The following is a 21,680-nucleotide window of genomic DNA, read 5'->3' as shown; positions in this document are numbered from 1 at the left end:
ATCGGACATCTTGTCTGTGGGAGCGAGCTTGCTCGCGAATGCTGCTGATCGTTCCCACGCTCCGCGTGGGCATGCATCCCCAGACGCTCTGCGTCGCTCTTCCAAAGGCTGAGCGGTTATTTCAATCGGGCCATGCTGATGGCGTCGACGAGGACGCCGTCGCGGATGGCGTAGTCCCGCAGGCGGCCTTCGGTCTCGAAGCCGAACTTGCGGTAGAGCGCCAAAGCGGCTTCGTTGTCGGCAAACACGGTCAGTTCAACCCGGTGCAGGTTCATCCAGTTGTCCGCGACTTCCAGCACGGCGGCCATCAGTCTCGACCCAACGCCTTTACCGTGCCAGCCCGACGCCACGCCCATGCCGATCGCGCCGACATGGCGCTGGCGAATGCGCGCGTATTGCTCCAGACCAATGTTGCCGATCACCTGACCCTGATGCAGAGCGACAAGCTTCAATGAACGCTCATCCGCCCCTGCCAGCCGTTTGCGCCAGACATCGGCCGACTGATACGGCATCTGAAGCACCTGACGACACACCTCAGGGTCGTTATACAACGCGGTGACACCTTCGATATGGGCTTCAGTAAAACGATGGATAACCACCTGATCAACAGCAACATTCACTGGATTCATCCTTTGAAAACAGAAAGAGGGGACAGTCTAAGCGGCCAATTGCTGCCATGGCTACGCCGCCAGCGCCCAAAAGCATGAACATCGCGCGTTGTGACGCGGAGCGTCACGGGATGCATGCCCACGCGGAGCGCGGGAACGATCAACGTGTCAGGCCGTAAAATTGCCGTCGTCCATACCGGCCCCTTCCCGGCTGAAGCCGGTCCCACTAAAAGCAGCGCGCGCGCCCGTAGGACCAGCTTCAGCCGGGAAGCTTTTGATCTGCTTTTGATCTTCATACGCAAAAAGCCCAGTCACCGCAAAACGCGACTTGGGTGCAGGCCGAACGTAGACGATGCGCAGTGGGTCGAGCCGCATGGATGCGGCGAGAGCGCCGTCAGGACATGGATGTCCGTTCGGCGCGGGCCCACGGAGCATCGTCGGAGTGAGGGTATTCCGACGAAGGAGGAACCCAACCAGGAGCAGGCACTTTTGCTTACTTTTGGTGCTTTTCAAAAGTAAGTCGCCGAAGGCGAAACAGTCTGCCCCCAGGCAGACGCTCTTGATCTTAAAAAACAGAACAAAAAAACCCCGCCGAAGCGGGGTTCTCTCAACACGGTCTCAGCTGTTAAGCCTGAACAACCGGGATATTAGCGTTCGCTGCAGCCTCACGGAATTCCGCGATCTGATCGAAGCTCAAGTAACGGTAAACATCGGCAGCCATACTGTCGATCTTGCCCGCGTACTCCATATACTCCTCAACCGTCGGCAGACGACCCAGAATCGACGCCACAGACGCCAACTCAGCCGACGCCAGATACACGTTCGCCCCATCACCCAAACGGTTCGGGAAGTTACGGGTCGACGTCGACACCACGGTCGAATTCGGCTCCACACGTGCCTGGTTACCCATGCACAGCGAGCAGCCCGGCATTTCCATGCGCGCGCCGGCCTTGCCGTAGATCCCGTAGTAGCCTTCTTCGGTCAGTTGATGAGCGTCCATCTTGGTCGGCGGCGACAGCCACAGACGCGTAGGAAGCTGACCTTTGACCTGATCCAGCAACTTGCCCGCAGCGCGGAAGTGACCGATGTTGGTCATGCACGAACCGATGAACACTTCGTCAATCTTCTCGCCAGCAACGCTGGACAGCAGACGGGCGTCGTCCGGATCGTTTGGCGCGCAGAGCACAGGCTCTTTGATGTCGGCCAGATCGATCTCGATGATTTCTTCGTACTCGGCATCAGCGTCCGCAACCATGAGTTCCGGATTGGCGACCCAGGCTTCCATCGCTTGAGCACGACGTTCCAGGGTGCGCGGATCGCCGTAACCCTGTTCGATCATCCAGCGCAGCAGGGTGATGTTCGAGTTCAGGTATTCAGTGATCGATTCTTTCGACAGCTTGATCGTGCAACCTGCGGCAGAACGCTCGGCCGAGGCGTCGGACAGTTCGAATGCCTGCTCGATGCTCAGGTTGTCCAGGCCTTCGATTTCCAGGATGCGACCCGAGAAGGCGTTTTTCTTGCCCTTCTTCTCGACGGTCAGCAAACCCTTCTGGATCGCGAAGTAAGGAATCGCGTGAACCAGGTCGCGCAGGGTGATGCCCGGTTGCATCTCGCCCTTGAAGCGGACCAGGATCGACTCAGGCATGTCCAGTGGCATCACGCCAGTGGCCGCGGCAAACGCCACCAGACCGGAACCGGCCGGGAACGAGATCCCCATCGGGAAACGGGTGTGGGAGTCACCACCGGTACCGACGGTGTCCGGCAGCAGCATGCGGTTCAGCCAGCTGTGGATGATGCCATCGCCCGGACGCAGGGAAACGCCGCCGCGGGTCATGATGAAGTCAGGCAGCGTGTGGTGCGTGGTCACGTCGATCGGCTTTGGATACGCCGCGGTGTGGCAGAACGACTGCATCACCAGATCGGTCGAGAAGCCCAGGCACGCCAGGTCTTTCAGTTCATCACGGGTCATCGGACCGGTGGTGTCCTGGGAACCGACGGTGGTCATCTTCGGTTCGCAGTAGGTGCCAGGACGCACACCTTTGCCTTCCGGCAGACCGCAGGCCTTGCCCACCATCTTCTGCGCCAGGGTGAAACCTTTGCCGGTGTCGACAGGGGCTTCAGGCAGCTTGAACAGGTCGGTCGGGCCCAGGCCCAGTTCAGCACGCGCTTTGTCGGTCAGGCCACGGCCGATGATCAGCGGGATACGACCGCCGGCACGGACTTCGTCCAGCAGCACCGGAGTCTTCAGTTCGAAGGTGGTGATGACTTCTTCACTGTCGTGCTTGCAGACTTTGCCAGCGTACGGGTAGACGTCGATCACGTCGCCCATGTTGATGTTCGAGACATCGAATTCGATTGGCAGAGCGCCGGCATCTTCCATGGTGTTGTAGAAGATCGGGGCAATCTTGGTTCCGAAGCAGAAACCGCCAGCGCGCTTGTTCGGTACGTTCGGGACGTCGTCGCCGAAGAACCACAGCACCGAGTTGGTCGCCGACTTGCGCGAAGAACCGGTGCCGACCACGTCGCCCACGTAGGCGATAGGGAAACCCTGACCGCGCATTTCTTCGATCTGTTTCATCGGGCCGATGGAGCCCTGAACGTCAGGCACGATGCCTTCACGGGCCATCTTCAGCATGGCGAGGGCGTGCAGCGGGATATCTGGACGCGACCAGGCGTCAGGCGCTGGCGACAAGTCATCGGTGTTGGTTTCGCCGGTGACCTTGAAGACGCGCAGGCTGATCTTCTCGGCCAGGGTCGGACGCTTGCGGAACCACTCGCCGTCAGCCCACGACTGCAGAACGCCTTGGGCGATTGCATTACCGTTTTTGGCTTTTTCAGCGACGTCGTGGAACGCGTCGAACATCAGCAGGGTGTGCTTGAGCTGGTCGGCAGCGACCTGACCCAATGCAGCGTCGTCCAGCAGCTCGACCATGGTTACGATGTTGTAACCGCCCTGCATGGTGCCGAGCAGCTCTACAGCGTGTTTACGGTCCAGCAGAGGGGAGGTGACTTCGCCCTTGGCCAGAGCGGACAGGAAACCGGCTTTGACGTAGGCAGCTTCGTCAACGCCAGGTGGAACGCGATTGGTGATCAGATCAAGCAGGAAAGCTTCTTCGCCAGCCGGTGGGTTTTTCAGCAGCTCGACCAGGCCTGCGGTTTGTTCGGCGTTAAGCGGCTGGGGCACGATACCCAGGGCGGCACGCTCTTCGATGTGTTTACGGTAGGCTTCAAGCACAGTATTACCCTCATCAGTGGTCCCAAATGGGTGTCCGGGACGCTCATCCAGAGAAGGTCCGCATCGGCGCGCTCGAACTTTTTAAAGTTTCTTGGCAGGAAGCTGACGATCTCCAACAGAAGCTGTTTTCAAAGTTTTACGCCTGCATCGAACGGTTTGAGAGGGGAACGCAGGGCGAACCTGCGTTAAACCGGACTGCGGGGTTGGGCTCTCTACGAGGGTAAAAAGCCCTGACTGTGCTCGTGACGCTTTGAAAACAGCTTCCAACGGACATTGGCGCCTTAAAAGGCCCGGTGATTCTACGGTAAAAAACCGCTGAAGGTAAGTTAGCCCCTACAGGTTGAAGGGTGTACCTCGTTAGACAAAGGGCTAACATGCCGGCTTGTTTCGTTCGCCGTCGTGTTGCCTTGCCATGCCCAATCAAATCATCAAGACGCCCTGCGTGGGCCTGTGCTCCACCGTCTACGGCGACCTCGTGTGCCGTGGATGCAAGCGCTTCCACCACGAAGTGATTCACTGGAACGGCTACGACGAAGAGGCAAAGCGCGCCGTCTGGCTGCGCCTGGAGCAGCTGCTGGTGCAGGTGATGGCGGGAAAGGTCGAGGTCTTCGATCCGGCAAAGCTGCGGTCGCAACTGGAGCAGCGCAAGATCCGTTTCGTCCCGCACCAGTCCGAATATTGCTGGGCGTACCAGTTGATTGCCCGGGGCGCGCGGGTGATCAACCAGCTGGACGCCTACGGCATGGTGCTGCTGCCGGAGTTTCGCGACTGGTCGCTGCCTGAGTTGCGCGATGCCATTGATCGGGAGTTCTTCCTGCTCTCCGAAGCGCACTACGAGCGCTACATCGCGCCCGGCTTCCTCAAGGATGCGATGGGCGCGGTCTGACAGTGGCGTGACCCTCACGCGCTGGAAGTAAATCCTGCGCTTTTCATCTGCCCAGGCTGGCTCTGCCCGTCAGGCTCCGTATAATGCTGCGCCTTGCCCAGCCAGCCATCCGTGAACCCATGCAGATTTATCCAGAAATCGACGCCTTCCTGCTTTGCCCCACGCCCGACAGCTGGGTTCAGGCCGCCTTGCAGAATCTGGATATCCTGCTGATCGATCACGCCAACAATGAAAAGAAGGCCGCCGGCGCGGCGTTTCAGTTCATGTTCCAGTACAACGACAAGTTCGATCTGCTGGCCAAAATGTCGCGGCTGGCGCGCGAAGAGCTGCGTCACTTCGAGCAGGTGATCGGCATCATCAAGAAGCGCAACATCCCGATGGCCAACATCAGCTCGGCGCGCTATGCCGGGTCCCTGCGCAAACTCGTTCGTACCCACAACCCGTATCGCCTGACCGACGCGCTGGTCGTCGGCGCCATCGTTGAAGCCCGCTCGTGTGAGCGCTTCGCTGCGCTGGTGCCGCATCTGGATGAAGACCTGTCGAAGTTCTACGCAAGCCTGCTCAAGTCCGAAGCCCGGCATTTTCAGGATTATCTGAAGCTGGCTTACACCTACGGCAACGAAGCAGACGTCGACGCCAAGATCGAAGAAATCCGTCTGGCCGAGCGCGAGCTGATCCTGAGCCCGGACGAAGACTTCCGCTTTCACAGCGGTGTGCCGGCGGTTTGAGCCCATCAATGGCAAACGCTCTTTTGTAGGAGCGCGCTTGCCCGCGAATCGGTTCGCACATTCGACGTAATCATCGGCCGTCACGACGCATTCGCCAGCAAGCCGGCTCCTACGGATCGGTGGCGAACTCACTCAGTTGCTCTACCTCCGGATCACCTCATTAACCGGGCGAACCACGTTCGTCCGAATTCGCGCGCCTTAAATATTGTTTCATTGTGTGTTTGCTGCCTAGGCAGTAAGATCAGCTCCATTCACTGCCTAAGCAGATAATGGGTAGCTATCAATGGCACATTTCACTCCTGAAAATTTTCACGACAACCTGCTCGGCATGTTGCTGGGTCGGGCTGATCAGCTGAAAAACCGCATCCTCGACCGGTATCTCGAGCCCCATGGCGTCACTGCACAGCAATACAAAGTGCTGGTGATGATCGCCCGGTTCTGTGCCGAGACCCCGGCTGACATTTGTCGCATGTTGAACCTCGACAGTGGCTCGATGACCCGCATGCTCGACCGTCTTGAGCAGAAAAATCTGTTGTCACGCGCGCGCTCGGAATCCGACCGACGTCAGGTGCAACTGGTGCTGACCGACGAAGGGAAGGCGCTTTCCGACCTGCTGCCGGAAATCGGCGCACACGCGATGAACGAGATGGTGGGCGTGCTGGAAGACAGCGAGCTGCTGGCGCTGGAAAAGATTCTGACGAAAATTCTGGTTGCCTCGGGCGACTCCATCACGATTGCCCGGATCGCCGAACGATGAGCACTCACATTCAGCGGGGCTCAACCCTGCGCACGTCCTTGAGCGTGATAGTCGTGGCACTGGTGCTGGCCGGTTGTGCCAGCTCCAAAGGCCTGAAAACCGAAGCCGTCGGCATCGATTCCAACAGTCTGCAGACCGCCCGGAGCCTCAACGGCATCACCCTGTCTCCAGCGGCATGGCCGAAGCGCGACTGGTGGACCAGCCTGGGTGATCCGCAGCTCAATAGCCTGATCAGCGAAGCGCTGCGCGACAGTCCGGACATGCAGATCGCTGCGGCCCGTACCCACCAGGCCACAGCGCAGGCGTATGCCGCCGACGCCGAACGCATGCCGACCGTAGAAGCCGACGCCAGCGTCAGCCGTTCGCGCCTGGCCCGTGACCAGGACCCGACCGGTGCAGGCGGGCGCTACAGCACTTTGCGCAGCCTCAGCGCCGGCTTCAATTACAACTTCGATCTGTGGGGCGGCCAGCGTGCTGCGTGGGAAGCGGCGCTGGGCCAGGCCCGCGCCAGCGAAGTCGATCAGCAAGCGGCTCAACTGACCCTGGCTGCCGATGTCGCCCGTGCCTACAGCGACCTGGGCCAGGCCTACATCGTCCGCGACCTGGCAGCCGAAGACCTCAAACGCACGAGTCAATTGCTGGACCTCGGCTCGCGGCGCTTCAAGTCCGGCATCGACAGCGAGTACCAGTACGAGCAGACCCAGAGCCTTGAAGCCAACTCCCGCGAATCCCTGGCGGACGCGGACAAGAGCCTGCGCAGCGCCAAAATCCAGTTGGCCGTGCTGATGGGCAAAGGCCCGGACCGCGGCGAACTGCTGAGCCGGCCTGCCGTCCTGCAGCCCGCAGTAGTCGCCTTGCCTTCGGTGGTGCCTGCCGAATTGCTGGGCCGTCGTCCGGATCTGGTCGCCGCGCGCTGGCGGGTTGAAGCGGCGAGCAAAAACATCGACGTCAGCAAGACCAGCTTCTATCCGAACCTCAACCTGAGTGCGTCGGCAGGGGTGGAGTCGCTGCTGGGTGATGCGATGTTTGGCTCGGCCAGTCGCTTCTTCAACGTCGCCCCGACGGTGTCGCTGCCGATCTTCGACGGTGGCCGCCGCCGCGCCAACCTCGACGCGCGGGACGCCGACTACGACCTCGCCGTGGCGCAGTACAACAAGACGCTGGTCCGGGCGCTGGGGGATGTCAGCGATGGCATCGGTCAGTTGCGCGATATCCGCCGCCAGATCGAGGCCCGCCAGCAGGCGACTGACGTGATTCAGAAATCCTACGACACCGTCGTTCAGCGCTATTCATCCGGTATCGGCAATTACCTGGACGTGCTGAGCGTCGAGCAACAACTGCTGCAATCGCAACGCCAACAGGCTGATCTCAACGCGGAACAAATCGATCTTTCGATCCAGTTGATGCAGGCCCTCGGGGGAGGCTTCGAAGAAAGCAAGTCCGGCGAAAACGCCGCCCCGGTCGTCCCGTCAACTGCTTCGCTGACTCATTAAGGTAATCGTCATGGCCACTGCCACTACCGACAACAATGCTGCAAACGAACAAAAGGACGTCAACGCTTCGGCGCCTGACAATGCCGCTGACAAAGCCGCCGAGAAGACCACGCCGACCAAGAATCCGCGCAAGCGCAAGCTGTTGTTGCTCGGCCTGTTGCTGATCGTGGTACTTGGTGTGATTGGCGTCTGGGCCTGGTACGAAATGTACGGTCGCTGGAGCGAGAGCACCGACGATGCCTACGTGAACGGCAACGTCGTGGAGATCACCCCGCAAGTCACCGGGACGGTAGTGAGCATTGGCGCTGATGACGGCGATCTGGTCCGCGAAGGTCAGGTGCTGGTGCAGTTCGACCCCAATGACGCCGAAGTCGCGCTGCAAAGTGCCGAAGCCAATCTGGCGAAAGTGGTGCGTCAGGTGCGCGGCCTTTACAGCAACGTCGATGGCATGAAGGCGCAACTGGCGGCCCAGCGCGCTGAAGTGCAGAGAGCACAGGACAACTTCAACCGTCGTCGCAGCCTGGCGGCGGGCGGGGCGATTTCCCAGGAAGAGCTGTCCCACGCCAAGGATGACCTGACCACCGCGCAGAACGCGTTGACCAACATCCAGCAGCAGCTGGCAACCAGCACCGCGTTGGTGGACGACACTCAGGTCTCTTCGCACCCGGACGTCAAATCGGCGGCCGCGCAACTGCGTCAGGCTTACCTGAGCAATGCGCGCAGCACTCTGATCGCGCCGGTCACCGGTTACGTCGCCAAGCGCACCGTGCAACTGGGTCAGCGGGTTCAGCCGGGCACAGCGCTGATGGCGGTGATTCCCCTCGACCAGCTGTGGATCGACGCCAACTTCAAGGAAACCCAGCTCGGCCAGATGCGCATCGGCCAGCCAGTGGACATCGAAGCGGACCTGTACGGCGGCGACGTCAAATACAGCGGCACCGTGGACAGCGTCGGCGCCGGTACCGGCAGTGCCTTTGCCTTGCTGCCCGCGCAGAACGCCACCGGTAACTGGATCAAGATCGTCCAGCGTGTGCCAGTGCGGGTTCGCATCAATGCCGACGAACTGGCCAAACACCCGCTGCGCATCGGCCTGTCGACCACCGTTGACGTGAACCTGCACGACCAGAGCGGTCCGGTGCTGGCGCAGCAACCGCCGAAGCAGCCGCTGTTCACCACCGATGTCTACGCCAGACAACTGGCCGATGCCGACACGATGATTGCCCGCGTAATCCACGAGAACAGCGCGCCAACCAGCGGCAAGACGGCCCAGCGCTGATTCGCCAATCCATCTGCCCCGGCCCGCTTCTGCCGGCCGGGGTGATCTTCGAGTGTCAAAGGATTCGCGATGAGTACTAACGCTCCCGCTTCTTTTACGCCGCCAAGCCTGTTGCTGACCACCATCGGCCTGTCGCTGGCGACTTTCATGCAAGTGCTCGACACCACCATCGCCAACGTGGCCCTGCCGACCATCTCCGGCAACCTCGGCGTGAGTTCAGAGCAGGGCACGTGGGTTATTACCTCGTTCGCGGTCAGTAATGCCATCGCGCTGCCGCTGACCGGCTGGCTGAGCCGGCGCTTCGGCGAGGTGAAACTGTTTCTCTGGGCCACGCTGCTGTTCGTGATGGCCTCCTTCCTCTGCGGCATCTCCACTTCGATGCCTGAGCTGGTGGGTTTCAGGGTATTGCAGGGCATGGTTGCCGGGCCGTTGTACCCGATGACGCAAACGCTGCTGATCGCCGTTTATCCCCCTGCGAAACGGGGGATGGCATTGGCATTGCTGGCGATGGTGACGGTTGTAGCGCCGATTGCCGGGCCGATTCTCGGCGGCTGGATCACCGACAGTTACAGCTGGCCGTGGATCTTCTTCATCAACGTACCGATCGGTCTGTTCGCAGCGTTCGTGGTGCGTCAGCAGATGGCTACCCGGCCGGTCAGCACCAGTCGCCAGCCCATGGATTACGTGGGGCTTATCACGCTGATCATCGGCGTGGGTGCGCTGCAGATTGTGCTCGACAAAGGCAATGATCTGGACTGGTTCGAGTCGAACTTCATCATTATCGGTTCGGCGATTTCGGCGATTGGTCTGGCGGCATTTGTCATCTGGGAGATGACGGATGATCACCCGGTGGTCAACCTGCGGCTGTTTGCGTTTCGCAACTTTCGCTACGGGACGCTCTGTCTGATCGGGGGGTATGCGGCGTTCTTCGGGATCAACCTGATCCTGCCCCAGTGGTTGCAAACCCAGATGGGCTATACGGCGACTTACGCCGGGCTGGCGGTGGCGCCACTCGGGGTGCTGCCAGTGTTGATGTCGCCCTTCGTGGGCCGTTATGCGCACAAATTCGACCTGCGACTGCTGGCCGGCATCGCGTTTCTGGCGATGGGCCTGAGCTGCTTCATGCGTGCGGATTTCACCAGTCAGGTGGATTTCGAGCATATCGCGCTGGTGCAGTTGTTCATGGGGGCGGGTGTAGCGCTGTTCTTCATGCCGACCTTGAGTATTCTGCTCTCTGACCTGCCGCCGTCGCAGATTGCCGACGGCTCGGGCCTGGCGACGTTCCTGCGTAACCTGGGCGGCAGCTTCGCAGCGTCCTTGACCACCTGGATCTGGATACGCCGCGCCGATCAGCACCATGCGTACCTGAGCGAAAGCGTGAACGCCTACGACCCGACCACGCGGCATGCGCTGGAGACCCTGGGCGGGGCGAGCAATCAGGCGTACGCGCAGCTCGATTCGATGGTCACCAGTCAGGCGTACATGATGTCGACGGTGGACTACTTCTACATGATGGGCTGGGTATTCCTGGCGTTGATCCTGATCATCTGGCTGGCCAAACCGCCGTTTACCGCGAAGGCGGCGCCTGGGGGAGGGCATTGATCACAGCTATCGGGCGCAGACGGTAGGAGCCTGGCTTGTCCCGCGATCGGCCGGGAGCCGGTCGTAAACCTGCAAGCGCGGTGTATCAGGTGCATCGCGTTTTACCGGTCTACTGCCGCCAGGCGCCAGATCGCGGGACAAGCCACGCTCCTACAGGCTCTAAGTCCGACGATAGTCCGCATTAATCCTTACGTGTCGCCAAACCCGGGTCAGGCCTCAAACGCAAACGACTCCAGATGAAAGCCCTGTTCATCGATCTGCAGCAACCATCCCTCGCGATCCCAATCCCCCAGCACGATGCGCTGCGCCTTGGTCTCACCCAGTTGAACGTCGTGAACCGCAGGCCGATGGGTGTGACCGTGGATCAGCGTTTTCACGCCAGACGCATTCATCACCCGCGGCACTTCTTCAGGCGTCACATCGACAATGTCGTTGGCCTTCATCCGCGTCTGCGCACGGCTTTCGTTGCGCAGCTTGCGCGCCAGCTTGTGCCGTGTGCTCAACGGCAGATGCCGCAGCACCCACAGCGTCAGCGGGTGGCGCAGATAACGGCGCATGCGCATGTAGGCTTCGTCACGCGTGCACAGACTGTCGCCGTGCATCAGCAACACCGGTTCGCCGTTGAAATTCACGACGCTCGGGTCCTTGAGCAGCGTGCAGCCCGCGGCTTTGCAAAACGCCTGGCCGATCATGAAGTCGCGATTGCCATGCATCAGGTACACCCGCGTGCCGCTGTCGCTCAACGCGCGCAACGCCTGGCAGATCGATCGCTGGAAGGGCGACATGGCGTCATCGCCAATCCAGGCCTCGAAAAAGTCCCCGAGGATGTACAGCGACTCGGCCCCACGAGCGCGCCCATTCAGCAGACCGAGAAACGCCCGGGTAATGTCCGGGCGTTCCTCTTCCAGGTGCAGATCGGAGATCAGCAATATCACTCAACGATCTCGGCTTTCTCGATGATCACGTCGTCAGTCGGCACATCTTGATGACCGGCCTTGGACGTGGTGGCGACGCCTTTGATCTTGTCGACCACGTCTGTGCCTTCCACCACTTCAGCGAACACGGCGTAGCCCCAGCCCTGTACGGTCTTGGCGCTGTGGTTGAGGAAGTCGTTGTCGGCGACGTTGATGAAGAACTGCGCCGAGGCTGAATGGGGCTCCATGGTGCGGGCCATGGACACCGAATACTTCTTGTTCGGCAGGCCGTTGTCGGCTTCGTTCTGGATGCTCGGGCGCTTGTCTTTCTTCTCTTTCATGCCGGGCTCGAAACCGCCGCCCTGGATCATGAAGTTGCCGATCACGCGGTGAAATACAGTGTTTTCGTAGTGGCCGGCTTTGACGTATTCGATGAAGTTGGCGACGGTGAGCGGCGCCTTCTCTGCGTTCAATTGCAGAACGATTTCACCGTGGTTGGTGGTCAGCTTTACTTTCGACATGGTCAGCTCGCTCTTTGAAGTCTTGGTGAAAGGCAGTGATCGCGGCAGTCGGCCATCGGGGTGCGAGGCCAGTGCCGCTGATTCACACCAGGCGGGCAGTTTACAGAGGGTAGCCGCTGCTCGGGTAGCTGCGATTGCGCCGGCGGTTGCCGCTGACACCGCGTCCATCTCGGCAGTTTTGTCACAGCGCGCTGTCAGGGGCTTGACAGCTTCGGCTATGATAGGCGCTTTGATTTAACCGGCCTTCCTGGCCGCGACCCGTACAAGGATCCTATGAGCAAGCCCACTCAAGATGCCGCTGCGAATTCCAAGGCAGGCCCTGCCATTCCAACCAACTTCCTGCGCCCCATCGTGCAGGCAGACCTGGATTCGGGCAAGCACACCCAGATCGTGACCCGCTTCCCGCCGGAGCCCAACGGCTACCTGCACATCGGTCATGCCAAGTCGATCTGCGTCAACTTTGGTCTGGCTCAGGAATTCGGCGGCGTCACGCATCTGCGCTTCGACGACACTAACCCGGCGAAGGAAGACCAGGAATACATCGACGCCATTGAAGCCGACGTCAAATGGCTGGGCTTCGAGTGGTCCGGCGAAGTGCGTTATGCCTCGCAGTACTTCGACCAGCTTTACGCCTGGGCGGTGCATCTGATCGAAACGGGCAATGCCTACGTCGATGACCTGACCCCCGAGCAGGCTCGTGAATACCGCGGCACCCTGACCGAGCCGGGCAAGAACAGCCCGTTCCGCGATCGCAGCGTCGAAGAAAACCTCGACCTGTTCAGCCGCATGAAAGCCGGTGAGTTCGAAGACGGCGCCCGTGTGCTGCGCGCCAAGATCGACATGGCGTCGCCGAACATGAACCTGCGCGATCCGATCCTCTACCGCATTCGACACGCCCACCACCACCAGACCGGTGACAAGTGGTGCATCTACCCGATCTACGATTTCACCCACGGTCAGTCGGACGCCATCGAAGGCATCACCCATTCGATCTGCACCCTGGAATTCGAGAGCCATCGCCCGCTCTACGAGTGGTTCCTCGACAACCTGCCGGTGCCGTGCAAGCCGCGCCAGTACGAGTTCTCGCGCCTGAACCTGAACTACACCATCACCAGCAAGCGCAAGCTCAAGCAACTGGTCGATGAAAAGCACGTGCATGGCTGGGACGACCCGCGCATGTCGACGCTGTCGGGCTTCCGCCGTCGCGGTTACACCCCGGCGTCGATCCGCAATTTCTGCGAAATGATCGGCACCAACCGTTCTGACGGCGTGGTCGATTTCGGCATGCTGGAATTCAGCATCCGTCAGGACCTGGACCACAACGCCCCGCGCGCCATGTGCGTGCTGCGTCCGTTGAAAGTCGTGATCACCAATTACCCGGAAGGCCAGGTCGACCACCTCGAACTGCCGCGCCATCCGCAGAAGGAAGAGCTCGGCGTGCGCAAGCTGCCGTTCTCCCGCGAGATCTACATCGACCGTGAAGACTTCATGGAAGAGCCGCCGAAAGGCTACAAGCGTCTTGAGCCGAACGGCGAAGTGCGCCTGCGTGGCAGCTACGTGATTCGCGCCGACGAAGCGATCAAGGACGCCGACGGCAACATCGTCGAGCTGCGCTGCTCCTACGACCCGGAAACTTTGGGCAAGAACCCTGAAGGCCGCAAGGTCAAAGGCGTTGTGCACTGGGTGCCGGCAGCGGAAAGCATCGAGTGCGAAGTGCGTCTGTACGACCGTCTGTTCCTGTCGGCAAACCCTGAGAAAGCAGAAGAGGGCAAGACCTTCCTGGACAACATCAACCCAGGCTCCTTGCAGGTTTTGACCGGTTGTCGCGCTGAACCGTCGTTGGCTGACGCTCAGCCGGAAGACCGTTTCCAGTTCGAACGCGAAGGTTATTTCAGCGCGGATCTGAAGGACTCGAAACCCGGTCATCCGGTCTTTAACCGGACTGTGACGCTCCGCGACTCGTGGAGCTAAGGTAGGCAACGTGCTTTCTATCTACAACACGCTCAGCAAGAGCAAAGAAGTCTTCAAGCCGCTGGATGGCAACAAGGTGCGCATGTACGTCTGCGGGATGACCGTGTACGACTACTGCCACCTGGGCCACGGCCGCAGCATGGTGGCGTTCGACGTCGTCACCCGCTGGTTGCGTTTCAGCGGCTACGACTTGACCTACGTGCGCAACATCACCGACATCGACGACAAGATCATCAACCGCGCCCGTGAAAACGGCGAGGCGTTCGACGCCCTGACCGCGCGCATGATCGACGCGATGCACGAGGACGAAGCGCGCCTGAACATCCTCAAGCCGGACATGGAGCCGCGTGCCACCGATTACATCGGCGGCATGCACGACATGATCCAGCGCCTGATCGACAAGGGCTATGCCTACGCCCCGGGCAATGGCGACGTGTACTACCGCGTCGGCAAATTCCTCGGCTACGGCAAGTTGTCGCGCAAGAAGATCGAAGACCTGCGCATCGGCGCGCGGATCGAGGTTGACGAAGCCAAGGACGACCCGCTGGATTTCGTGCTGTGGAAAGGCGTCAAGCCGGGCGAACCGAGCTGGGAATCGCCGTGGGGTGCGGGGCGTCCGGGCTGGCACATCGAATGCTCGGTGATGTCCACCTGCTGCCTGGGTGAGACCTTCGACATTCATGGCGGCGGCAGCGACCTGGAATTCCCGCATCACGAAAACGAGATTGCCCAGAGCGAAGCCGCGACCGGCAAGACCTACGCCAACGCCTGGCTGCACTGCGGCATGATCCGCATCAATGGCGAGAAGATGTCCAAGTCCTTGAACAACTTCTTCACCATTCGCGACGTGCTGGATAAATACCACCCGGAAGTGGTGCGTTACCTGCTGGTGTCGAGCCACTACCGCAGCGCGATCAACTATTCCGAAGACAGCCTGAAAGAATCCAAAGGCGCGCTGGAGCGGTTCTATCACGCGCTCAAGGGTCTGCCGGTTGCGGAGCCAGCGGGTGGCGAAGCGTACGTCGAGCGTTTTTCGGCGGCGATGAACGACGACTTCGGCACGCCGGAAGCGTGCGCCGTGTTGTTCGAGATGGTCCGCGAGATCAACCGTCTGCGTGACAGCGATGTCAACGCAGCGGCAGGTCTGGCGGCGCGTTTGAAGGAGTTGGCCAGTGTGCTGGGCGTGTTGCAGCTGGAAGCCGATGACTTCCTGCGCGCCGGCGCCGAAGGTCGTGTGGATGCGGCCGAGGTCGAAGCCTTGATCGCCGCACGCCTGCAGGCGCGCGCTGACAAGAACTGGGCTGAAGGCGACCGCATCCGCGATCAACTCACCGCCATGGGCGTGGTGCTGGAAGACAGCAAAGGCAGCACGACCTGGCGCTTGGCGGATTGATCAGCCGCGCGTGTTAAATCGCTTGATCGTTCCCACGCTCCGCGTGGGAATGCCTCGCCAGACGCTCCGCGTCTTCGTTGACGCGGAGCGTCTTGGGCGGGGTTACCACGCGGAGCGTGGGAACGATCAGCGTCCCGAAGGTCGTTTGGCAAATTGTTGATTTCTACTGGCCTGCTGCCGTTCGCGCTTGGGCGCCTCAAGCCAGCACTGCGAGCGACGTGTACCTGGCAACCATCGCGTCTGACGTAATTAGCTTCATCGGTTCAGTGATGGCGGCAGCAACGATTAGCCTATCGAATGGGTCGCGATGATGGTGTTCCAGATCTTTGACTGCGATTGCATGTTCAACGCTGACAGGGAGCTCGATAAAGCCGCTGTCTCGGCAGTACTCGCGAATCTCCTCAAGATCGGCCGTTAGTTTCCCCAAGCCAATCTTTATCGACATCTCCCAAAACGTGGCGGCGCTGAGGTAAACCTCAGTAGCGGTTTCGATCAGTTTTTTTTGCTTTGGGAGAAAGCTTCGGGTCGTCAGTCAGAGCCCACAGAAGAATATGAGTATCCAGCAGTATCCTCATGGGCGACTGCCTTCGAAATCATCCAGCACAGAGGCAGAAAGCGGTGCATCGAAGTCGTCCGGTAGTTGAAGAATACCTTTCATAGCACCGATGCGTTTACCGGTGGGCCGCCCGATCGGGACGAGGCGCGCCATTGCGCGACCATGTTTAGCGATCGTGATAGTCTGGCCCGCCGCAGCGTCATCTACCAGTTTTGACAGATTGTCCTTGGCCTCACCGAGAGGGACGATAATCATGACGTATGCTCGCATTCGGAAATATTGGCCAAATATAGCCATATAATTCTTCTTGCCCAAGCCACCGTTACAATTCTGTGCTGATTGTGGCGACCCCCTGCGTGGGAACAACTCGTCTGACGCTCCGCGTCTAATTTGACGCGGAGCGTCATCGGCGGGTTGCCACGCGGAGCGTGGGAACCATCTAAGCCTTCAAAACCCCTGTTCCCTCAGCCGCTTGTACAGCGTATTCCGGCTCACCCCCAGGCGTTTCGCCAACTGCGAGATGTTCCCGCCGGCCGCCTGCAACAACTCGCTCAACTCCTCCGGCGTGTCCAGCGCAGCCTTGCGGTTGAGCACTGTCTCGGGCTCGACGCGCTCACAGCCCATCGCCAGGTCCGCAAAAAAGTCTTCCGGCAGATGCTCGGTGGAAATCGGTTGATCATCGGCCAGGGCCAACGCCACCTGAATCACGTTGCTCAACTGCCGCAGGTTTCCCGGCCAAGGGTGCCGTTCGAACAGCTCCATCACCTGCGGCTCAAAGCCTGCTGTCTGCTGCGGTTCGCGGTGCTGCTCCCAGATCGCGCGAACCAGCGCGGGTTTATCGCTGCGATCCCGCAGCGGCGGCAACTCCAGATTCAAGCCACTGATGCGGTAGTACAAATCCTGACGAAACCGCCCGTTCTGCACATGCTCGCGCAGCGAACAATGGGTCGCGGAAATCACGCGGATGTCCACCGGATACAACTCGCTGCTGCCCACCGGCTGCACGCATCGTTCCTGCAACACCCGCAGCAAACGCGCCTGAACCGGCAGCGGCATGTCGCCGATCTCGTCGAGAAACAGCGTGCCCTTGTCGGCCTTGCGAATCAGCCCGATGCTGCCTTTATGGTGAGCGCCGGTGAACGCGCCTTTTTCATAGCCAAACAGTTCGGCCTCGACCAGCTCCGACGGGATCGCCGCGCAGTTCACGGCAATCATGGGCTGATCGGCGCGGGAGCTGGCGCGGTGCAGGGCCTTGACGAACACTTCCTTGCCCACACCCGTCTCACCCAGGATCAACAGCGGGACATTCTTCTCCAGCAGTCGCTGCCCCTGACGCGCGGCTTTCTCGATCCGTTCGTCACCCATGCCGGGCTCAATGGCGCCTACCGTGATTGATCGGGACTGAATCGGGACAGGCGCAGGCACCGTCCTGAGCTTGAGCACCGGCGCCTTCGGCCGCTTCAATACGCAATGAAAACGGTTGTGGCCAGAGGCCTGAAGTGGGAAGGGCTGGCCTTCCATTTGATCAAGCAGATCGGCGATCGGTGCCTTGAACAGGTTTTCGATGTTGGCGTTGAGCAGGCTGAGACCCAGCAGGTTGTCGGCGCGACGGTTGGCGCAGAGCACACGGCCGCTTTCATCGAACACCAACAGGCCGGCCCACTGGCTGTCGAGGTTGTTCAGGCCGGTATTGAACACGAGCTGAAAATGGCTGTGCTGGAACTGGTCGAGGATCAGCCGGTTTTCGATGGTCTGGCTCATCATCTTGACCATCCCAAGGGTATGGGAGGGCGGCAGGAAGCTGTCGCTGGACACATCGAGCACCGCGATCATCCGCCGCGACGCATCGAAAATCGGTGCCGCCGAGCCGGTCATGAAACGGTTGGCCTTGAGAAAGTGTTCATCGTGTTCAATGTGAACAGCCTGTTCACAGGCCAGCGCCGTGCCGATGGCGTTGGTGCCGGCGCTTTGCTCCAGCCAGCTGGCCCCGGCGACGAAACCCGGCTGTTGATCCGGTTCCACGAAGCGCTTGTTGCCCCAGGAATTGAGCACCCGACCCTGCTGATCGGCGAGCAGGATCAGGCAGTTGGAATTGCTCAGGATGTTCTCGTAGAAGGGCAGCACCTGCTGATGGGTGGTCTGCACCAGCGAATGGTGGCGCTCGAGCAGTTGCGAAACCTGCTGATCGGGCAGGCGACCGAAGGACGGCCGTGACTGGTGGTCGAGGCCGAACTCGCGGCAACGGGCCCATGAGTCCTGAATGATGGTGTCGTGGCTGGGGGATGCGCCTGCTGTGGCCATGAAATGGCTCCGTCCGAGTACTTTTATTTATTGTTGTCGAGATGCCGCTAGGCAGAGCATCCCTGCTCGAAAACGTCCACCCATTGTTGTTCAGGATTGTTCAAAGTCAATGTTCATTTTGTTCAGGTGTTCAGCCTTTCCTGTTCATTTATGTTCATCAACGAATGCCGATCTCTGCGGCAAATTGTCGCAACCGCTCTAGTCCGCACATTACAGCCAGAAAGCTCTTGAGCGGTCCGGTTGGCACGATTGTCGCTATCCAACAATCGGTCAGCACAGTCGGTCACCGGATGTCACGACCTGCCATAGGGCAAACACGCAACACCCCGAACAAAACAAATAAAAAGGGCACGCCATGTCTCTCACGCTTGAGCACGTCAGCCGCGCCGTCGACGGTCAGATCTGGATCGACGATGCTTCGCTGAGCTTTGAACCCGGCTCATTCAACGTATTGCTGGGGCGCACCTTATCAGGCAAAACCAGCCTGATGCGCTTGATGGCCGGTCTGGACAAGCCAGACAGCGGCCGGGTACTGATGAATGGCAAAGATGTCACCCAGGTCGCGGTGCGTCATCGCAATGTCTCCATGGTTTATCAGCAGTTCATCAACTATCCGAGCATGACCGTCTACGACAACATCGCCTCGCCACTGCGCCAGGCCAAGATGTCGAAGGACGAAATCGACCGCCGCGTCCGCGAAACCGCGAAGATGCTGCGCATTGAAAAATTCCTCAGCCGCCACCCCCTCGAATTGTCCGGCGGCCAGCAGCAGCGCACGGCCATGGCGCGGGCGCTGGTCAAGGACGCCGAACTGATTCTGTTCGATGAGCCGCTGGTCAACCTCGACTACAAGCTGCGCGAAGAGCTGCGTCAGGAAATGCGCCAGTTGTTCGAGACGCGCAATACCATCGCTATCTATGCCACCACCGAGCCGAACGAAGCGCTGGCGCTGGGCGGAACTACGACGATCCTGCACGAAGGCCGTGTGATCCAGAGCGGCCGCACGCCCGAGGTGTATCACCAGCCGAAAACCGTGCTGGCCGCCGAATTGTTCTCCGAGCCGCCGATCAACCTGATGCCCGGTCGCATCGAAGGCAACGAAGTCAGCTTCGCCAACTTCGTGCACTTCCCGTTGAACGTCGACCTGCGCACCATCGGTGACGGCGAATACCGCTTTGGCGTGCGCCCGAGCCATCTCAGCCTGGTGCCGTCCAACGACGACGACCTCGAGCTGGCGGTGACCGTCGAGCTCGCCGAGATCAGCGGTTCGGAAACATTCCTGCACGTGCGCAACGAGCATTTCTCGCTGGTGCTGCATCTGCCGGGCGTCCATGAGTACGACGTGGACACGCCGATTCGCGTGTACATCCCGACTCACAAACTGTTCGTATTCGATCAGCAGGGCGGCCTGATTCAGGCGCCGGGCCTGCGCATGGCGAGGGTTGCCTGATGGCCGAGATCCGCTTGCAACAACTCGCGCACAGCTACAGCGCCAATCCGACCGGCCCTGAAGACTATGCCATCCGCGAAATGACCCACATCTGGGAGCAGGGCGGCGCGTATGCCTTGCTCGGCCCGTCCGGCTGCGGCAAATCGACCCTGCTCAACATCATCTCCGGCCTGCTCAGCCCGTCCGAAGGCAAGGTCCTGTTCGACACCACCGTGGTCAACGACATGTCCCCGGAGGAGCGCAACATCGCTCAGGTTTTCCAGTTTCCGGTGGTCTACGACACCATGACGGTGTACGACAACCTCGCGTTTCCGCTGCGCAATCAGGGCATGCCGGAAGCGAAAGTGAAGATCAAGGTGCAGGAGATCGCCGACGTGCTGGATCTGCAGCCGTTGCTGAAGAAGAAAGCCAAAGGCCTCACCGCTGACGAGAAACAGAAAGTCTCCATGGGCCGCGGGCTGGTTCGCGATGACGTATCGGCAATTCTGTTCGACGAACCGCTGACCGTGATCGACCCGCACCTGAAGTGGAAACTGCGCCGCAAGCTCAAGCAGATCCACGAGCAGTTCAACATCACCATGGTTTACGTCACCCACGATCAGCTGGAGGCTTCGACCTTCGCCGACAAGATCGCGGTGATGTACGGCGGCCAGATCGTCCAGTTCGGCACCCCGCGCGAGCTGTTTGAAAAACCGCACCACACCTTCGTTGGCTACTTCATCGGCAGCCCCGGCATGAACCTCATCGAGGTCAAGCCTGAAGCCGGCGGCGTGGGTTTCGGCGGCATCCACCTGCCGTTGTCCGAGGCCTTGCAGCAGCGTCTGGCCGCCACTCAGTGGAGCACGTTGAAAGTCGGGATTCGTCCGGAGTTCGTGCACGTCTGGGACAGCCCCAACGATGACGCCATGCAAGCCGACGTGACCTACGTCGAGGACCTGGGGACCTACAAGATCCTCACCCTCAAGCTGGCCGGTCAGTTGCTGAAAGTACGCGTGCAGGAAGACAAGCCGGTGCCCCAGGGGCAGGCCTGGATCAGTTTCCCGGCGCAATGGCTGATGCTCTACGCCGATGAATTTCTGCTGGAGGCCGCGGCGAACACACTGCCGGCCAGCGAGGTGTCCCATGACTAAAGTGCAAAATAACAAGGCCTGGTGGCTGGTGCTGCCGGTGTTCCTGCTGGTGGCGTTCAGCGCCATCATTCCGATGATGACCGTGGTCAACTATTCGGTGCAGGACATCTTCGACCAGTCCAGCCGCTACTTCGTCGGCGCCGACTGGTTCCGGCAAGTGCTGCAGGACCCGCGTCTGCATGACTCGCTGCTGCGCCAGTTCATCTACTCCGCCTGTGTACTGCTGATCGAAATCCCGCTGGGCATCGGCATCGCCCTGACCATGCCGACCAAGGGGCGCTGGTCATCGGTGTGCCTGATCGTGATGACCATTCCGCTGCTGATCCCCTTCAACGTGGTTGGCACCATCTGGCAGATCTTCGGCCGTGGCGACATCGGTCTGCTGGGCTGGATGCTCAACGATGTGCTGGGCATCAGCTACAACTACGCGGCCAACGCGTCGGACGCTTGGGTGACCGTGCTGGTCATCGACGTCTGGCACTGGACCTCGCTGGTGGCATTGCTGTGCTACTCGGGTCTGCGCGCCATTCCGGACGTGTACTACCAGGCAGCGCGAATTGATCGGGCGTCCAACTGGGCCGTGTTCCGACACATCCAGCTGCCGAAGATGAAGAGCGTACTGCTCATCGCCGTGATGCTGCGTTTCATGGACAGCTTCATGATCTACACCGAGCCGTTCGTGCTCACCGGTGGCGGTCCGGGCAACTCGACGACCTTCCTCAGCCAGACCCTGACAACCATGGCCCTCGGCCAGTTCGACCTGGGCCCTGCGGCGGCGTTCTCGCTGGTGTATTTCCTGATCATTCTGTTGGTGTCGTGGGTGTTCTACACCGCCATGACCCACAGCGAAAAGAACTGA

17 protein-coding genes and 1 pseudogene are annotated in these 21,680 nt (G+C 60.3%); 11 read left to right on the top strand and 7 right to left on the bottom strand.

Going from position 1 to position 21,680, the window contains the following annotated elements:
• Positions 1-116: 116 nt before the first annotated feature.
• Positions 117-620 carry a GNAT family N-acetyltransferase gene (locus tag ACYAR8_RS24625; RefSeq protein WP_463581317.1) on the bottom strand — a complete coding sequence of 168 codons (504 nt, stop codon included), beginning with the start codon at positions 618-620 and terminating at the stop codon, positions 117-119.
• A gap of 613 nt (positions 621-1,233) precedes the next feature.
• On the bottom strand, positions 1,234-3,843 hold the full coding sequence (acnB, locus tag ACYAR8_RS24620) for a bifunctional aconitate hydratase 2/2-methylisocitrate dehydratase (protein WP_133773430.1): 2,610 nt from the start codon (positions 3,841-3,843) through the stop codon (positions 1,234-1,236).
• Between the two features lie 412 nt (positions 3,844-4,255).
• On the opposite strand from acnB, the gene ACYAR8_RS24615 reads away from it, so the two are divergent.
• The 6 genes from ACYAR8_RS24615 to ACYAR8_RS24590 all read left to right on the top strand — a co-directional run bounded on the left by ACYAR8_RS24615 (position 4,256) and on the right by ACYAR8_RS24590 (position 10,585).
• Complete coding sequence (locus ACYAR8_RS24615; RefSeq protein WP_108121406.1) at positions 4,256-4,729, top strand: DUF1289 domain-containing protein; 474 nt, start codon at positions 4,256-4,258, stop codon at positions 4,727-4,729.
• 119 nt (positions 4,730-4,848) lie between these two features.
• Positions 4,849-5,457 carry a MiaE family protein gene (locus tag ACYAR8_RS24610; protein WP_463581337.1) on the top strand — a complete coding sequence of 203 codons (609 nt, stop codon included), beginning with the start codon at positions 4,849-4,851 and terminating at the stop codon, positions 5,455-5,457.
• A 283-nt stretch (positions 5,458-5,740) separates the two neighbouring features.
• Complete coding sequence (locus tag ACYAR8_RS24605; protein ID WP_108121405.1) at positions 5,741-6,214, top strand: MarR family transcriptional regulator; 474 nt, start codon at positions 5,741-5,743, stop codon at positions 6,212-6,214.
• On the top strand, positions 6,211-7,707 hold the full coding sequence (locus ACYAR8_RS24600) for an efflux transporter outer membrane subunit (RefSeq protein ID WP_463581316.1): 1,497 nt from the start codon (positions 6,211-6,213) through the stop codon (positions 7,705-7,707). Before ACYAR8_RS24605 ends, ACYAR8_RS24600 begins: the two co-directional genes overlap by 4 nt.
• 10 nt (positions 7,708-7,717) lie before the next feature.
• Entirely contained in the window at positions 7,718-8,983 is a 1,266-nt protein-coding gene (locus tag ACYAR8_RS24595; protein WP_463581315.1) for an efflux RND transporter periplasmic adaptor subunit, read from the top strand.
• A 69-nt stretch (positions 8,984-9,052) separates the two neighbouring features.
• A complete protein-coding gene (locus ACYAR8_RS24590) occupies positions 9,053-10,585 on the top strand; it encodes a DHA2 family efflux MFS transporter permease subunit (RefSeq protein ID WP_108121402.1) in 1,533 nt (510 codons plus the stop codon).
• Positions 10,586-10,794: 209 nt separating this feature from the next.
• Here the strand turns inward: ACYAR8_RS24590 and ACYAR8_RS24585 are convergent, their stop codons facing one another.
• Together ACYAR8_RS24585 and ACYAR8_RS24580 are read right to left on the bottom strand one after the other, a co-directional pair.
• A complete protein-coding gene (locus tag ACYAR8_RS24585; protein WP_463581314.1) occupies positions 10,795-11,520 on the bottom strand; it encodes a UDP-2,3-diacylglucosamine diphosphatase in 726 nt (241 codons plus the stop codon).
• A complete protein-coding gene (locus ACYAR8_RS24580; protein ID WP_074892092.1) occupies positions 11,517-12,020 on the bottom strand; it encodes a peptidylprolyl isomerase in 504 nt (167 codons plus the stop codon). The genes ACYAR8_RS24585 and ACYAR8_RS24580 overlap by 4 nt, the downstream gene beginning before the upstream one ends.
• Before the next feature lie 273 nt (positions 12,021-12,293).
• On the opposite strand from ACYAR8_RS24580, the gene ACYAR8_RS24575 reads away from it, so the two are divergent.
• Both ACYAR8_RS24575 and cysS read left to right on the top strand, forming a co-directional pair.
• Positions 12,294-13,991, top strand: a complete 1,698-nt coding sequence (locus ACYAR8_RS24575) for a glutamine--tRNA ligase/YqeY domain fusion protein (protein WP_463581313.1) — start codon at positions 12,294-12,296, stop codon at positions 13,989-13,991.
• Positions 13,992-14,001: 10 nt separating this feature from the next.
• Complete coding sequence (cysS, locus tag ACYAR8_RS24570; RefSeq protein WP_272630987.1) at positions 14,002-15,384, top strand: cysteine--tRNA ligase; 1,383 nt, start codon at positions 14,002-14,004, stop codon at positions 15,382-15,384.
• Positions 15,385-15,580: 196 nt separating this feature from the next.
• On the opposite strand, the pseudogene ACYAR8_RS24565 reads toward cysS, so the two are convergent.
• The 3 genes and pseudogenes from ACYAR8_RS24565 to ACYAR8_RS24555 form a co-directional block, all read right to left on the bottom strand.
• A pseudogene (locus ACYAR8_RS24565) lies at positions 15,581-15,959 on the bottom strand (type II toxin-antitoxin system VapC family toxin).
• Complete coding sequence (locus ACYAR8_RS24560) at positions 15,956-16,195, bottom strand: type II toxin-antitoxin system Phd/YefM family antitoxin (protein WP_074892151.1); 240 nt, start codon at positions 16,193-16,195, stop codon at positions 15,956-15,958. The pseudogene ACYAR8_RS24565 and the gene ACYAR8_RS24560 overlap by 4 nt, the downstream one beginning before the upstream one ends.
• A gap of 192 nt (positions 16,196-16,387) precedes the next feature.
• Entirely contained in the window at positions 16,388-18,241 is a 1,854-nt protein-coding gene (locus ACYAR8_RS24555) for a sigma-54-dependent Fis family transcriptional regulator (RefSeq protein ID WP_463581312.1), read from the bottom strand.
• 355 nt (positions 18,242-18,596) lie between these two features.
• On the opposite strand from ACYAR8_RS24555, the gene ACYAR8_RS24550 reads away from it, so the two are divergent.
• Genes ACYAR8_RS24550 through ACYAR8_RS24540 form a run of 3 tightly spaced genes read left to right on the top strand, consistent with a single transcriptional unit; the run spans position 18,597 to position 21,680 of the window.
• The gene (locus tag ACYAR8_RS24550) at positions 18,597-19,691 is read left to right on the top strand and encodes an ABC transporter ATP-binding protein (protein ID WP_074892082.1); all 1,095 of its coding nucleotides are present in this window, start codon (positions 18,597-18,599) and stop codon (positions 19,689-19,691) included.
• Complete coding sequence (locus ACYAR8_RS24545) at positions 19,691-20,821, top strand: ABC transporter ATP-binding protein (protein WP_463581311.1); 1,131 nt, start codon at positions 19,691-19,693, stop codon at positions 20,819-20,821. The genes ACYAR8_RS24550 and ACYAR8_RS24545 overlap by 1 nt, the downstream gene beginning before the upstream one ends.
• A complete protein-coding gene (locus ACYAR8_RS24540) occupies positions 20,814-21,680 on the top strand; it encodes a carbohydrate ABC transporter permease (protein WP_074892078.1) in 867 nt (288 codons plus the stop codon). The genes ACYAR8_RS24545 and ACYAR8_RS24540 overlap by 8 nt, the downstream gene beginning before the upstream one ends.

Source organism: Pseudomonas sp. HP_01 (genome assembly GCF_055284355.1).
This window is presented reverse-complemented; position numbering and strand designations above follow the sequence as displayed.

What these genes read in the sequence shown, in the direction of transcription:
- ACYAR8_RS24615 (WP_108121406.1), top strand. Translation starts at nt 4,256, where the DNA reads ATGCCCAATCAAATCATCAAGACGCCCTGCGTGGGCCTGTGCTCCACC.
- ACYAR8_RS24610 (WP_463581337.1), top strand. Translation starts at nt 4,849, where the DNA reads ATGCAGATTTATCCAGAAATCGACGCCTTCCTGCTTTGCCCCACGCCC.
- ACYAR8_RS24605 (WP_108121405.1), top strand. Translation starts at nt 5,741, where the DNA reads ATGGCACATTTCACTCCTGAAAATTTTCACGACAACCTGCTCGGCATG.
- ACYAR8_RS24600 (WP_463581316.1), top strand. Translation starts at nt 6,211, where the DNA reads ATGAGCACTCACATTCAGCGGGGCTCAACCCTGCGCACGTCCTTGAGC.
- ACYAR8_RS24595 (WP_463581315.1), top strand. Translation starts at nt 7,718, where the DNA reads ATGGCCACTGCCACTACCGACAACAATGCTGCAAACGAACAAAAGGAC.
- ACYAR8_RS24590 (WP_108121402.1), top strand. Translation starts at nt 9,053, where the DNA reads ATGAGTACTAACGCTCCCGCTTCTTTTACGCCGCCAAGCCTGTTGCTG.
- ACYAR8_RS24580 (WP_074892092.1), bottom strand. Translation starts at nt 12,020, where the DNA reads ATGTCGAAAGTAAAGCTGACCACCAACCACGGTGAAATCGTTCTGCAA.
- ACYAR8_RS24575 (WP_463581313.1), top strand. Translation starts at nt 12,294, where the DNA reads ATGAGCAAGCCCACTCAAGATGCCGCTGCGAATTCCAAGGCAGGCCCT.
- ACYAR8_RS24560 (WP_074892151.1), bottom strand. Translation starts at nt 16,195, where the DNA reads ATGATTATCGTCCCTCTCGGTGAGGCCAAGGACAATCTGTCAAAACTG.
- ACYAR8_RS24555 (WP_463581312.1), bottom strand. Translation starts at nt 18,241, where the DNA reads ATGGCCACAGCAGGCGCATCCCCCAGCCACGACACCATCATTCAGGAC.
- ACYAR8_RS24550 (WP_074892082.1), top strand. Translation starts at nt 18,597, where the DNA reads ATGTCTCTCACGCTTGAGCACGTCAGCCGCGCCGTCGACGGTCAGATC.
- ACYAR8_RS24545 (WP_463581311.1), top strand. Translation starts at nt 19,691, where the DNA reads ATGGCCGAGATCCGCTTGCAACAACTCGCGCACAGCTACAGCGCCAAT.
- ACYAR8_RS24540 (WP_074892078.1), top strand. Translation starts at nt 20,814, where the DNA reads ATGACTAAAGTGCAAAATAACAAGGCCTGGTGGCTGGTGCTGCCGGTG.